This is a genomic window from Saccharopolyspora griseoalba (assembly GCF_042665275.1).
GTDB lineage: Bacteria > Actinomycetota > Actinomycetes > Mycobacteriales > Pseudonocardiaceae > Saccharopolyspora > Saccharopolyspora griseoalba.
The window spans coordinates 71,352-84,393 of record NZ_JBHTCJ010000001.1 but is presented as its reverse complement, the minus strand read 5'-3'; the positions used below and the strand labels follow the sequence as shown (position 1 = coordinate 84,393).

Annotated in this window: 11 protein-coding genes; 1 reads left to right on the top strand and 10 read right to left on the bottom strand. The window is 73.3% G+C overall.

Annotated features, from left to right (window positions below; genetic code table 11):
• Positions 1 to 68 precede the first annotated feature (68 nt).
• Entirely contained in the window at positions 69 to 839 is a 771-nt protein-coding gene (locus tag ACFQRI_RS00380; protein ID WP_380662752.1) for a thioesterase family protein, read from the top strand.
• 123 nt (positions 840 to 962) lie between these two features.
• Here ACFQRI_RS00380 and ACFQRI_RS00375 read toward each other — a convergent pair whose 3' ends face one another.
• The 10 genes from ACFQRI_RS00375 to ACFQRI_RS00330 form a co-directional block, all read right to left on the bottom strand.
• A complete protein-coding gene (locus tag ACFQRI_RS00375) occupies positions 963 to 1,784 on the bottom strand; it encodes a sugar phosphate isomerase/epimerase family protein (protein ID WP_380662750.1) in 822 nt (273 codons plus the stop codon).
• A 10-nt stretch (positions 1,785 to 1,794) separates the two neighbouring features.
• On the bottom strand, positions 1,795 to 3,180 hold the full coding sequence (locus tag ACFQRI_RS00370) for an alkaline phosphatase family protein (RefSeq protein WP_380662748.1): 1,386 nt from the start codon (positions 3,178 to 3,180) through the stop codon (positions 1,795 to 1,797).
• Positions 3,177 to 4,259 carry a metabolite traffic protein EboE gene (gene eboE, locus ACFQRI_RS00365; protein ID WP_380662746.1) on the bottom strand — a complete coding sequence of 361 codons (1,083 nt, stop codon included), beginning with the start codon at positions 4,257 to 4,259 and terminating at the stop codon, positions 3,177 to 3,179. Before eboE ends, ACFQRI_RS00370 begins: the two co-directional genes overlap by 4 nt.
• A 4-nt stretch (positions 4,260 to 4,263) precedes the next feature.
• The gene (locus ACFQRI_RS00360) at positions 4,264 to 5,133 is read right to left on the bottom strand and encodes a TatD family hydrolase (RefSeq protein ID WP_380662744.1); all 870 of its coding nucleotides are present in this window, start codon (positions 5,131 to 5,133) and stop codon (positions 4,264 to 4,266) included.
• Complete coding sequence (locus ACFQRI_RS00355) at positions 5,133 to 6,533, bottom strand: EboA domain-containing protein (protein ID WP_380662742.1); 1,401 nt, start codon at positions 6,531 to 6,533, stop codon at positions 5,133 to 5,135. The genes ACFQRI_RS00360 and ACFQRI_RS00355 overlap by 1 nt, the downstream gene beginning before the upstream one ends.
• Positions 6,530 to 7,366: an SCO3242 family prenyltransferase gene (locus tag ACFQRI_RS00350; RefSeq protein ID WP_380662740.1), complete on the bottom strand. Its 837-nt coding sequence runs from the start codon at positions 7,364 to 7,366 to the stop codon at positions 6,530 to 6,532. Before ACFQRI_RS00350 ends, ACFQRI_RS00355 begins: the two co-directional genes overlap by 4 nt.
• On the bottom strand, positions 7,363 to 8,502 hold the full coding sequence (locus ACFQRI_RS00345) for an inositol-3-phosphate synthase (RefSeq protein ID WP_380664544.1): 1,140 nt from the start codon (positions 8,500 to 8,502) through the stop codon (positions 7,363 to 7,365). Before ACFQRI_RS00345 ends, ACFQRI_RS00350 begins: the two co-directional genes overlap by 4 nt.
• 168 nt (positions 8,503 to 8,670) lie before the next feature.
• On the bottom strand, positions 8,671 to 11,178 hold the full coding sequence (locus ACFQRI_RS00340) for a PQQ-dependent sugar dehydrogenase (RefSeq protein ID WP_380662738.1): 2,508 nt from the start codon (positions 11,176 to 11,178) through the stop codon (positions 8,671 to 8,673).
• A 35-nt stretch (positions 11,179 to 11,213) separates the two neighbouring features.
• The gene (locus tag ACFQRI_RS00335) at positions 11,214 to 11,960 is read right to left on the bottom strand and encodes a ThuA domain-containing protein (RefSeq protein ID WP_380662736.1); all 747 of its coding nucleotides are present in this window, start codon (positions 11,958 to 11,960) and stop codon (positions 11,214 to 11,216) included.
• Positions 11,961 to 11,981: 21 nt separating this feature from the next.
• Entirely contained in the window at positions 11,982 to 13,037 is a 1,056-nt protein-coding gene (locus ACFQRI_RS00330) for a substrate-binding domain-containing protein (protein ID WP_380662734.1), read from the bottom strand.
• Positions 13,038 to 13,042: the final 5 nt, after the last annotated feature.

Here is a 13,042-nt window from a genome sequence, read left to right as displayed (position 1 = left end):
GAAGCATTCCGAGACCGGTTCGAGCAGGTACTGTGCGACGAATGCGTTCCTTTGCCGAGGCGACGAGCGTGACGGCCGTTCGCGACGGGGTTCACTCCTCGACGTTGGACCGCGAGTGGTCGATCGGGAAGAACCCGCACGGCGGGTACATGATGGCGCTGCTCGCGAAGGCCGCCCTCCGCACCGCCCGCCGACCCCACCCGCTGGTGGTCAGCGCCCACTTCCTGCGCTCGCCGGAGATCGGCGAGGTCGAGCTGCGCACCGAGCTGGTCAAGCGCGGGCGCCTGTTCTCCAGCGTGCGCGCCCGCCTGGTGCAGGGCGACAGGACCTGCGTCGAGGCCGCGGTGACCGCGGGTGAGATCACCGACGCGGCGCACGAGTGGGAGGCCGCGCAGCCGTCCCCGATCGCGCCGATCGACGAGTGCCACGACCACCGCCCGCCCGCGGACGGCGGACTGCTCGATCACATCGACCTCCGGCTCGACCCGCGGTCGGCGGCGTTCCTCCGCGGCCGGAGCTCCGCCGATGCGGAGGTCCGGGGCTGGATGGAGCTCGCCGACGGCTCCGACTTCGACCCGCTGTCGCTGATCGTCGCCGTCGACCTGCTCCCACCGACGGTGCTGGGGCTGGGCCAGACCGGCTGGTGCCCGACCGTGGAGCTGACCTACCAGCTGCGCGCTCTCCCGGCACCGGGCCCGGTCGCGGGCCGCACCCGCTGCGACGCGCTGAGCGCCGACGGCTGGTTCAACGAGGACGCGGTCGTCCACGACTCCCGCGGACGCCTCGTCGCACAGAGCCGCCAGCTCGCCCTGTCCGGGAACGCGCTCCAGTCGCGCTGAACCCGGGAAGCATCGCGCGGCGCCCTGCGACGACGGACGCGGCAGGGCGCCGGGACGCCGGAAGCCGGCGCCGGTCGGGTCAGCGGCGTGCTCGCGCGCCGCGCGCTCGGCGCAGGTCGGGGATCACCAGCGCACCTCGCTGAGGTACTGGTGCCCGACCCGGGCGGTGCGCAGCGGATCCGGGCTGTTGTCGTGCTCGACGACGTACTCGCGGACCGCGCCGCGCGCGAAGATGGCGGGGAAGTCCATCGTTCCGGTTCCCGGATCGGCCATGGCGCCGTCCGCGGCGCGGTCCTTGACGTGGAACCGGTCGATGCGGTCCCGCTGGGCTTCGACGAGGGCGACCGGGTCCTGCCCGGCGTGCGCGACCCAGTACAGGTCGAGCTCCAGACCGACCAGCCGCGGATCGGTGCGCTCCAGCAGGACGTCGAAGGGCCGCACGCCGTCCACCTCGGCGAACTCCTGGTCGTGGTTGTGGTAGCCGAACACCAGACCCGCGTCGCGGCACCTGCGCCCCGCGTCGTTGAGCCGGTCGGCGAACGCCCGCCACTCGTCGGCGGTCGCGAAGTCCGCGTAGGGCACGACGACGGAACGGTGCCCCAGGACGTGGGCGTCGGCGATGATCCGCTCCACGTCCCGGTCCAGGCCGTGGTGCCCGGAGGTGGCGCGCAGACCGACCCGGTCCAGGATCGCGCGGAACTCCGCCGGGCTGCGCCCGTGCGTGCCCGCGGTCTCCACCGAGCGGTAGCCGATTTCGGCCACGTCGCGCAACGTCCCCGCCACATCGGCGGCGAGCTGGTCGCGCAGGGTGTAGAGCTGGATGCTGATGGCCTCGGGCGAGATTCGCCCGCTGCGGCGCGCCATCGCGGCCCCGGGAGCGGCGACGGAGCCCGCGGCGGCCAAGGCGGTGGCGGTGCGCAGCAGGGAACGGCGGGAGAGCGTCATGGCTTTCCTCTCATCGGATGCCTTGCAGGGACAGGACGAGGTCGTGCACGTCGGTCGCGGCCAGGCGCCCGGAGCGCTCGACCGCGGCCGGCGCCCACGGCTCGGAGCAGAGCAGCACCGGCGCGTCGGCCGGGTCGTCCGGCAAGCGGCCGTGCGATCCGCGGACCGCGCCAGGGTCGGTCGGAACCACGTTCATCGCGTACCGCAGCCCGGCCTTCTTCTTCGCCAGGTTCAGCGCCGCTCGGGCCTTGACCAGCGGGTCCGCCGGATCGAAGAACAGCTCCGCCGGGTCGTAGCCGGGCTTTCGGTGGATCTCCACCCCTCTGGCGAAGTCGGGGGCCCGCTGGTCGTCGAGCCAGTAGTAGTAGGCGAACCACGACGCGGGTTCGGCGACCGCGACCAGCTCCCCGGCGCGCGGGTGGTCCAGGCCGAACCGCGCCTGCGCCGCGCGATCGAGCACCTCGTCGACGCCGGGCTGCTCGGCGACCACCGAGCGCGCCCGCTCCACGTCGGCCGGGTCGCGCACGTAGACGTGCGCCACCTGATGATCGGCGACGGCGAACGCGCGGGAGGTCCACGGGTCCAGGTACTCCATGCCGGCCTGCTCGTAGACCTCCAGCAGACCGGCGCGCCGCAGCGCCCGGTTGAGCTCGACCGGGCGCTGGACCTCGGTGATGCCGTACTCGCTGACGGCCACCACCGCGGCCCCGGCAGCGCGGGCCTCGGCGAGCACCCCGCCGACGACCTCGTCGAGGTCCCCGGCGGCCCGGTGCGCCTGCGGGCTGTCCGGGCCGTGGCGCTGCAGGTCGTAGTCGAGGTGCGGCAAGTAGCACAGCACCAGATCGGGCCGGTGTCGGCGCAGGATGCGGCGGGTCGCCGCGGCGATCCACAGGCTCGAGGTCAGATCGGCGGTCGGCCCCCAGTAGTGGAACAGCGGGAAGGCGCCCAGATCAGCGGTCAGCTCGTCGTGCAGCTCGCGTGGTCTGGTGTAGCAGTCCGGCGACTTGCGACCGTCGGCGTGGTACACCGGCCGCGGGGTGATCGTCCAGTCGGTGCTGGCACCCATCGCGTACCACCAGCAGACGTTGGCCGCGGTGTAGCCCGGTCGCTCGCGCCGCGCCGATTCCCAGACCTTGTCGGCGAGCACGAGCCGGTTGTGCTGGCGCCACAGGTGGACTTCGCCGAGTTCGCGGAAGTACCAACCGTTTCCGACGATTCCGTGCTCGGCGGGCATGCGCCCGGTCAGCAGCGTCGACTGCGCGCTGCAGGTGACCGCTGGGAGCACGGTGCCGAGCTCGGCCCGCCACCCCTGCTCGGTCAGCGACCGCAGGTTCGGCATGTGCTCCAGCAGCTTCGGCGTGAGTCCGACGACGTCGAGCAGTACCACGGGTTTCATCGAGCGCTCCGCTGGTCGAGGAGTTCGCGGGTGAAGTCGAGTTCGGCGGCGATGCCCGCCGCGAGGTCGTCCGGCGGGTCGGCCAGGACGCTCCAGGTGTAGGTCTCGACCTCGACGGTGGGCAGCGGGTCGGGCAGCGCCTGCAGCGTCCGGCGCAGCACGTCGGTGGTGGGCCGCAGCGCGGTACCGGTCCAGTGCAGGGGCACGTGGAAGTGCACGCGCCAAGGCCCGGCCGCGGGCAGTCGCCGGAACGCCTCGTCGAGATCGTCGCAGCGCAGCACGCCGTCCGCGGCCAGTTCGCGGACCTGGTGCAGGTAGCGCGGTTCCGCGTAGCGAGCGAGCTCGGCGCGGGCAGCCGCGGGGTCGTCGGCGTGCAGCGCGGCCGAGGCCTGCACCTTGACCACGTCGACGCCCGCGGCCTCGATGTCGCGCACCGCGGCTGCCGGATCGGCGAAGGAGACCGCGAGGTGGCAGGTGTCCAGGCACAGGCCGAGGTAGGTGCCGTCGGTCCCCCGCAACCAGCGCAGCGCGTCGTCGACATCGTCGAGCAGGCAGCCGGGTTCGGGCTCCACCGCCGCCCGCACCCGGCGACCGGTGCGCAGCTCCAGCTCGGACAGCGCGGTCGCGAGGCGGTCCAGGTTGTGCCGGGCGGCCGCTTCGTCGTCGCGGGTCCACGGTTCCCGCCACCCCAGCGGCAGCGTCGAGATGCTCCCGTCCACGCCCTCGGGCAGCAGCGCGGCCAGGACCTCGGCGCACTGCGCGGTGTAGCGCAACCGCTCCGGATCGCACCAGCGCGGTTGGTACACCCGCCGCTTGACCACCGCGTCGTGGAATCCCCGGTACGGGAACGCGTTCAGGGTTTCCACCACGAGCCCGTTGTCGTCCAGCGTCAACCGGAGGCGGCCGAGGGCAGCGGGGTCGGCGCACAACTGCGCGACGAGGTCGGCGGCGAGCCAGAGCCCGACGCCGAGCTCGTCGGCGCCGAGGCGGGCCCGCACGCTCGCGGCGTGCTCGGTCAGCTGCGCGCACACGCCGTCCAGGTCCTCGGCCGGGTGGACGTTGGTGCAGTAGCAGAGCACGTGATCACTCCTCGGGGCGTGCGCCGCGCAGCACGGAGTTCCCGGCGAAGGTCGCCGGATCGGCGTTGAACCCCGGCAGCGGGTCGAGGTTCAGCCGGCCGCTCTGGCCGTAGAAGGCGACCGGGTTGCGCCACAGCACCTCGTCGACGTCGTCCTCGGTGAACCCGGCGGCGAACATCGCCTGGGCGGTGGCGCGGGTCTTGAGCGGGTCGGACCTGCCCCAGTCGGCGGCGGAGTTAACCACCATCCGGTCCGTGCCGTGCTGCTGCAGCAGCGCGACCACGCGGTGCTCGTCCATCTTGGTGTCGGGGTAGATGGAGAACCCCATCCAGCAGCCCGTTTCGGCGACGAGCTCGACGGTCGTCTCGTTGAGGTGGTCGACGAGCACGCGTTGCGGGGCGATGCCCGACTCCCGCACGACGTCGAGCGTGCGCAGGGTGCCCGCCCGCTTGTCGCGATGCGGGGTGTGCACCAGGACCGGGAGCTCGGCGCGCAGCGCCAGTTCCAGCTGGTGGGCGAACGCCTCGTCCTCGTCGGCGGTCATGGAGTCGTAGCCGACCTCGCCGAGGGCCACCACGCCGTCCTTGGCCAAGTAGCGCGGCAGCAGTTCCAGGACCTCGCGGCAGCGGCGGTCGTTGGCCTCCTTGGGGTTGAGCGCGATCGCCGCGTGGTGCCGGATTCCGAACTGGGCCGCGCGGAATCGCTCCCAGCCCAGCAGGGAGTCGAAGTAGTCGGTGAACGACGAGACGCCGGTCCGGGGCTGGCCGAGCCAGAACGCCGGCTCGGTGATCGCGCGAACGCCGGCCGCGCGCATCGCCTCGTAGTCGTCGGTGGTCCGGGAGGTCATGTGGACGTGCGGGTCGAACAGGCGCATCAGCACTCCAGGATCGCGTTGGCGTCGGTGGGGACCTCGCGTCCGGCGGCGCGGCGCTCGGCGGCGAAGTCCGCGACCATCCGGCGCAGCTCGGCGTCGCAGCGGCCCGGGAGGTCGGCGACGGCCGCCAGCGGCACCCCGGTGAACAGGCACTTGAGCACTCCGTGCCGCCACTCGTGGTCGTCCAGGTGACGCGCGAAGGGCCCGAGAGCAGCGGCCACGAGCCGGACGTCGTTGGCGCGCAACGCATCGCGCACCAGCTCGAGCCCGCTCGCGCGGATCTCCGGCCGGTCGAGCCTGCTCAGGGCGCGCAGCGCGCCGCGGCGCTCGGCGTCGTCCCCGTAGCGGTAGAGCGCGGTCACCTCGGTGGCGAGCTCCTCGGGGGACAGCACCTCGGCCAGGGCCAGCAGCAGGCCGGTGCGCGCGCGGTCGTCGACGGTCCCGCCCACCAGCCCGAGCGGGTCGTCGGGGCGGATCGGTTCGCGGCCGACGTGGCGACCCACCGCCGGGAACAGGCTCGCGATCCGGCCCGGATCGCGGCGCACGGAGTCCACCGCGTCGGCCAGCCACGGGTGGCGCGATCGCCGCACCGCCGCGATCGCGCGCCGGGCCACCTGCGGTGCCGCGTGCGAGTGCCTGGGCAGTTCGACCGCGGCCAAGCCGGCGAAACCGACCTCGCCGAGCGCGGCCATCGTCGCGGGCAGGTCGAGCAGCCCTTCGCCGAACTCCAGGTGCTCGTGCACGCCGGGGCGCATGTCGTCGAGCTGGACGTGCACCAGCAGCTCGCCCAGCTGCCGCACCAGGTCGGCCGCGGACTCGCGCTCGACGGCCACGCAGTGGCCCACGTCGAGGGTGATCCCGAGGTTGGCGGGAGCGCCCAGCCGGGCGCGCACCTCGAGCGCGTCGGCGACCGTCTCGACGAACATGCCGGGCTCGGGCTCCAGGCCGAGCACCACCCCCGCGCGCTCGGCCTCGGGCAGCACCTCCGCGAGCCCGTCCAGCACCCTTCGCGAGGCGACCTCCGGGTCGGTGTCGGCGGGGCGCACGCCGGACCAGAACGACACCGCGCCGCAGCGCAGCTCGGCGGCGATGCGCACGGCCCTGCGCAGGAAGTCCACCCTTCGCCCGGCGTCGTCGGAGACCAGGGTCGGGTGGTGCTTGCGCTTCGGGTCCAGCAGGTAGCGCGCCCCGGTCTCGACCACCACCGACAGGTCGAGACCGGTGAGCTCCGAGCGCACCGCGCGCACCCGCTCGGCCAGGTCGTCGGTGAACGGATCGAGGTGGTGGTGGTCGAGGGTGAGGGCTGCGCCGTCGTAGCCGAGATCGGCGATGACCCGGAGCGCATCGGTCAGGCGGTGGTTGGCGAACCCGTTCGTCCCGTACCCCAGGAGCACGCTCACGTCGGCGACACCTTCCTCCCCAGCAGTTCGATCGCGGGCAACACCGCCACCAGCGCCGCGGCGGCCGGGAGGTTCCGGCGCGCGCTCAGCGCCGCCTGCAGCAGCACGGTGCCGTGCACGCCCCTCCTGGTGGCCTCCCGCACCCGCGCTGCGCGCGGATCCGCACGCGCGCGCCACTGCGGCCCGCCCACCGCGCCCGCGTAGGCGGTGCCGAGCGACACCACCGCCGCCCGGTGCGCCGGGGAGGCGCAGCCCAGCGGGAGGGAAGCGGTGATCAGCCCGGTGACCGCGGCCGCCGTCGCCGCGGTGCGCGGCGACGCGCCGTGCACCTCGCCGCGCGAGAGGGAGGTGACCGCCCAGGTGTGCGCGGCCACCCGGGCGGCGGCCGGCCAGGAGTCGCGCCCGCCGCCCAGCAGGACGTCCAGCGCCCGGCACGCCGCCATCGAGACCGGCCCCGCCGGATTCGGCTTGAACACCACGTCGTAGCCGATCACCGAGACCAGCAGCGCGGTGGCCTGCCGGGAGCGCCCCGCCGCGGCGCCGATCAGCAGGCCGGCACCGCCCAGCCCGGCCGCGAGGCCCAGCGCGAGCACCGGCTCGATCCGGCCGGACGGGATGGGGCGCTCGGGGCGCTCCGCGGCGTCGACCTCGCGATCGGCCCAGTCGTTGAGCACCATGCCCGCCCAGTACGCGGCGGCCGAGGCCGCGGGCAGCACCGCTCTCCTGCCGCGCAAGCGGCGCCCGGCGCTGACCGCGCCGGTGACGCTGTCGCCGAGCACCGTCAGCGCTGCGGGTGCGCGGGTCAGCTCGACCAGCGCGCGAAACCTCCTCATCGTTCCTCCTCGATCGCGCGGACCCACGCGTGCAACCGCCGCACCTGGTGGTCGAAGCGGTGCTCGACCTCGCCGAAGGGGTCCTTGAAGAAGCACGCGAGGTCCACCAGGGGCCCGCGCCGCCCCGCGTGGTGAGCGAGCGCCATCAGCCGCACCAGGTCCAGCACCAGGGGCGCGGCGAGCGCGGAGTCGTACCCCGACCAGCTCAGCTGGAGGGTCACGGGAGCGCCGAGGAAGCCCTCGGCGCGCACGTGGTCCCACGCCACCTTCGTCTGGCCCAGGTCGGCGACGTGATCGATGTGCAGCGGTGCCTCGACTTCGCCGCCGAGCAGGGCGGCCAGTCCCCTGGACTTCGACTCCAGCTTGCTCGCCGCGGTTTCCGGGTCCGCCAGGGTCGCCCCATCACCACCGCCGAGCAGATTGGTGCCCGCCCACGAGCGCACGTTCAGCCCGCGCTCGATGAAGACCGGGGCGAGCGCCGTGCGCAGCAAGGTCTCCCCCGTCTTGCCGTCGCGCCCGGCGTAGGGCACGCCGGCCCGGTCGGCCAGCTCGCGCAGCGCCGGGTGGTCGATGCCCATCGACGGGGTGAACTCGACGTAGGGACATCCGGCGCGGATCGCGGCGCGCGCCGCCACCCCGCTGGGCGGAAGCACCGGGTCACCGGAGCTCAGCGCGGCGTCCAGAGCTCCCGGGTCGTGGTGTTCGGGGCGATCCGGCCACGGCCGTTCGGTCGAGGCGAGGTTGACCACGACCACCCGCCGCAACCGGTTGCGCTGCGCGAAGTCCTCGATGTCCCCGCTCAACCGCTCCACGGCGGCCGCCTGGGTGCCCGGGTCCCCGGTCGCGTAGCCGGTGCGCAGCTCGTCCTCGACCGCGCCGAGCCCGCCGCCGACCGCGCCGATCACGCGCGCGGGCAGCAGCCCCGCCGAGACCAGGTGCTCGGCGGCCTTGGGCAGGCCCGTCGCGGAGATGTCGTGCCCACCGACGACGATCTCGTCCCAGCCGGGCAGCGGAGCCGAGCGCAGGTCGGGCAGTTCGGTCACGCACCCCGTCGGTGCGATCACCCCCTCCCGCAGCGCGAGCAGACCGACGATCGCCGTGGTCGCCACCGAGCCGCGCGCACCGATCAACCACATGCCGGTGCGGCCGGGTCCTGTGCTCTCCACCGTGGACACCTCCTCAGAGCCTGCTGCTGGGAACTCGTTCCGCGTGGCGGTGCGCTCCTCGCGCGACGCCCGCGGCACGCGGAGCCCGCATCCGGGACGGGCGCGGTGGCGGCTCGCAGGCCGCCACCGCGCGCCGGTTCAGCGGGGGACGTCGCCTTCAGCTCGGGCGGCCGCGGCGGCTTCCGGCGGCGCGGGCTGCGAGACCCCCGCACCGGTGAAGTGCACCGCGTCCAGCTCGAACAGGCCGCTGCCCTCGCCGCGGAAGGTGAAGAACAGCGGTCCGGAACCACCGGGATCGGTCACCGGGGACGGCGGCACGTCCGCGTACTGGTCCCCGCCGCCGGTGGAGGGCGCCTGGACGGTCTGCACGACCGGGCCGTCGGGCGACCCCGCCCGGACCTCGATGGTGCCGCCCGGGCCCGCCCCGGAGACCCGGTAGCCGATGCCGTCCACACCGGTGAGGTTCACCGGGTCAACCGAGATCCAGTCCCCGGGGTCGATGGCGCCGACCTTGCGGCCACCGGCCGCACCCGGCTCGGAGACGACCTCGACGCCTTGCGAGTCGGTGAAGAACTCGGCCTGCTTGTTCTTCGGCTGCAGCACCACCCGGGCGCTGCCGGTCACCGGCGGCAAGCCCTCCGCGCCCCCGTCGGTGTAGCTCGCGGTGAGCACGCCGAAGATGTCGGCGTCCAAGCCGTGGCCCTCGTCGGCCGGCACGTCGATGGTGCTCTCGCAACCGGTTTCGGAGGTCAGCGGGTGGGCGTGCGTGTCGTGCCCGAGCGCGTAGCTCACCTCCACGGCGGAGCAGTCGGTCTGCCCGTCCTCGGCGTCGGTGGCCGAGATCCGGTACGGGACCTGCTCGCCGAAGGCGAACACCCCGCCGTTCGGCGGCATCTCGACCCGCACCTCCGGCGGCGTGTTGCCGACCACGATCTGCACGCTGGCGTAGCCGGTCTTGCCGGTGGAGTCGGTCACCGCGAGCTTCGCGGTGTGCGCGCCGCGCTCGGTGTAGGTGTGGCTGACCGGCCCCTGCTCGGTGGAGTCGACCGTGCCGTCGTTGGTGAAGTCCCAGGCGTAGCTGAGCTGATCGTCCCCGTCCGGGTCGGCGGTTCCGGCCGGGTCGAAGTTCACCGTCAGCGGCGCCTCGCCGGACGCGGTGACGTCGGCGCTGACCTGCGCCACCGGGGTCTTGCCGTTCGGGCTGTGCTCGATGCGGTAGAGCGCGGAGTCGTCCGCACCGCCGAAGTAGCTCGATCCGTAGTCCAGCACGTACATCGCGCCGTCCGGGCCGAACTCGACGTTCATCGGCCTGCGCAGCTGCATGGACTCGAAGAACGGCTCGATGCCGCGCAGCTCCCCGTTCGGGCCGAGGTCGAAGGACTTGATCCAGCCGCGGTCCCACTCGTAGTTGAACAACGCGCCGTCGTACTCGCGGGGGAACTTCGCCGGCGATTCGAGGCCCGGGTCGAACCGGTAGACGGGGCCGCCCATCGGCGATTCCGGCCCGGAGCCGAGCTCCGGAACCGACCCGTCGTCGTAGGGCAACCAGGCCGACTGCACCGGTGGCAGCTCGACCAGTCCCGTGTTGTTCGGGCTCTCGTTGCGGGGCGCGGCGCAGTCGAAGGGCTCCCCGGACTGCCCGGTGGCGAAGTCGTGGTCGACGTAGGGCTGGTCGTCCCCGATGCAGTAGGGCCACCCGTAGTTGCCCGGACCCTTGATCAGGTTGTACTCGACGAGCCCGCCGGGCCCGCGGTTCGGATCAGCGGCACCGGCGTCGGGCCCGTAGTCGCCGAGGTGGACCCAGCCGGTCTCGCGGTCCACGGCGAAGCGGAACGGGTTGCGGAAGCCCATCGCGTAGATCTCCGGGCGGGTCTTCGGCGTCCCCGGCTCGAAGAGGTTGCCGCGCGGGATCGTGTAGCTGCCGTCCGGCTCCACGTGGATGCGCAGCAGCTTGCCGCGCAGGTCGTTGGTGTTGCCCGCGCTCCGCTGCGCGTCGAAGGCCGGATTGCGCTCCGGGCGCTCGTCGATCGGGGTGTAGCCGTCGGAGGCGAAGGGGTTGGTGTCGTCCCCGGTCGAGAGGTAGAGGTTGCCCTGCGCGTCGAAGTCGATCTCGCCGCCCGCGTGGCAGCAGATCCCGCGCTGGGCGGGCACCCGCAGGATCTCCTGGAAGCTGGTCATGTCCAGGGTTCCCGCGTCGGTGAGCTTGTAGCGGGCCAGCACGTTGTGCCCGTCGAACGGCGCGAAGTCCGCGGGAGCGCCCTGCTCCGGCGCGTCGCCCTCCGGGGTCTGCAGCGGCGGTGCGTAGTACAGGTAGACCCAGCGGTTGCGCTCGAAGTCCGGGTCGATCGCGATGCCCTGAAGCCCGTCCTCGTCGTGGTTGTACACCGGGATCTCGGCGGCGTGCGTGGTGGTCGCGTCCGGTCTCGTGAGGTGGACGGTTCCGTCGCGGGAGGTGTGCAGCACCCTCCGGTCGGGCAGCACCGCCATGGCCATCGGCTCACCGACCTTGTCGGCGCCCTTGGCCAGGGTGATCTGGTCGAACGGCGTTTCCTGCTGCGGTGGGGCGGTCTGGGCCGCCGTGGCCGACAGGACTGTCGTGGCGGTCGCGGCGGCGACGGCCGCGGCGAGTAATCGCAGGGATCTCACGGGTCACTCCTCGTCGTCGGGGAGGAACTGGAGCTTCAGCAGCGGGCGTGGCCCAGCCCGGTGCGGATGCCACCCAGCAGGTGGCGCAGGAAATCGGGATCGGTGAACGACTCCGCGGTGTGCCCGCCGCCGGTGTAGAAGGCGCGGCCGGCGTCGACGGCGTGGCACCAGGCGATGGGGTGGTCGCCCATCGCCCCGTCGCCGGGGTCGTAGGTGTGCTCGTCCAGCGCGGCCAGCACGTGCACGTCCGGCCGCGGCGAGGTGCGGTAGTTGTACCACTCGTCGGTGCGCTCCCACCTGGGCGGAAGGTGCGCGGTCGAGTCGTGGTGGCGGTCCTCGACGCGGATCTCGGCCGGCTGGATCCGCGGGTGGCTGTCGAAGTGGGCGCCGACGAGCTCGCCGTAGAACGGCCAGTCGTACTCGGTGTCGGCCGCCGCGTGCACGCCGACGTAGCCGCCGCCGGCGCGGACGTAGCGCTCGAAGGCCGCCTCTTGCCCGGCGTCGAGCACGTCGCCGGTGGTCGACAGCCACACCACCGCGTCGAAGCGCGCGAGCTCGGCGTCGTCGAACCTGCTGGAGTCCTCCGTGGCCTCGACGCGGAAGTCGTGCTCCTCGCCGAGCTCCTCGATGGCCGCGATGCCGTCCTCGATGGACTCGTGCCGGAACCCCGCGGTTTCGGAGAACACCAGCACGGCCGGTTCTCCGGGTTCCGCGGCGGCCCACGCGGGTGCGGCTGCGGCGCTCGCGAGCAGCGCGGCCAGCGCCAACGGTGCGGTTCTCATGGGACTTCCTCTCGTCCGAGGTCAGGAGGCGAAGCCGATGTCCAGGTAGCGGTCGACGTTCTCCCCGGTCACCACTGCCGAGTAGGTGGTCACCGAGCGCGGCACCTCGTGCTCGGCGAGATCGGACATGCCGCGGCCCTGGCCGAGCAGCCGCGCCAGCGAGATCGCCGAGGAGCACATCGAGGGGCTGTAGAGCACGGTCGCGCGCACGACGCTGTCGCCGGCCTTGATGCGATCCATCACCTGGCGCGATCCGGCACCGCCGACGAGGAAGAACTCGTCGCGCCCCGCCGCTTCCACCGCCGCCAGCACGCCGATGCCCTGGTCGTCGTCGTGGTTCCACACCGCGTCCAACCGGGAGGCCGCCTGCAGCAGGTTGGTCATCTCCTGCTCGCCGGTCTCGGCGGTGAACTCGGCGGCGACCCGGCGCGAGACGCGCAGCCCGTGCTTGGCGAGCCCTTCGCGGAAGCCCGCGCTGCGCTCCTGGGTCAGCGGCAGCGAATCGGTGCCCGCGACCTCGGCGATGACCGGATCGTCGACGTTCCGCCCGCGCAGCTGTTCGGCGATGTAGTCCGCGGCGTTGACCCCCATGCCGTAGTTGTCGCCGCCGATCCAGAGCCGGTAGGCCTCCGGGGAGTCGAAGACCCGGTCCACGTTGACCACCGGGATGCCCGCTCGCATCGCCTCGCGGGCCACGCCGGTGAGCGCCTTGCCGTCGGCGGGCAGCACGACCAGCACGTCGACCTTCTCGTTGATCAGCGTTTCGACCTGGGCGATCTGCCGGTTGACGTCGGTGCTGCCCTCGGTGGGGCGGAACGTCACGTCCGGCAGCTTCTCCGCCTGCGCGCGAGCGTTCGTGGTCATCGCGGCCAGCCAGCCGTGGTCGGCCGCCGGTGCGGAGAACCCGATCCGCACGTGCTTGCCGGGTTCGGCGTTGTCCCCGCCGGCGGCCACCGGGGCCGCGCTGCGCTCCTGCGGCGGATCGTTGGCCACGCAGCCGGTCGCCAGCGCGGAGGCACCGAGCGCACCGGCTCCGAGGAGCAGTCTTCGACGGGAGGTTTCGGGCAGCATTGCCATGACGG

Bases quoted from the DNA above. Each gene is read 5' to 3' on its own strand.
- ACFQRI_RS00350 (WP_380662740.1), bottom strand. From the start codon at position 7,366: ATGAGGAGGTTTCGCGCGCTGGTCGAGCTGACCCGCGCACCCGCAGCG.
- ACFQRI_RS00360 (WP_380662744.1), bottom strand. From the start codon at position 5,133: ATGCGCCTGTTCGACCCGCACGTCCACATGACCTCCCGGACCACCGAC.
- ACFQRI_RS00345 (WP_380664544.1), bottom strand. From the start codon at position 8,502: ATGTGGTTGATCGGTGCGCGCGGCTCGGTGGCGACCACGGCGATCGTC.
- ACFQRI_RS00375 (WP_380662750.1), bottom strand. From the start codon at position 1,784: ATGACGCTCTCCCGCCGTTCCCTGCTGCGCACCGCCACCGCCTTGGCC.
- ACFQRI_RS00335 (WP_380662736.1), bottom strand. From the start codon at position 11,960: ATGAGAACCGCACCGTTGGCGCTGGCCGCGCTGCTCGCGAGCGCCGCA.
- ACFQRI_RS00370 (WP_380662748.1), bottom strand. From the start codon at position 3,180: ATGAAACCCGTGGTACTGCTCGACGTCGTCGGACTCACGCCGAAGCTG.
- ACFQRI_RS00330 (WP_380662734.1), bottom strand. From the start codon at position 13,037: ATGGCAATGCTGCCCGAAACCTCCCGTCGAAGACTGCTCCTCGGAGCC.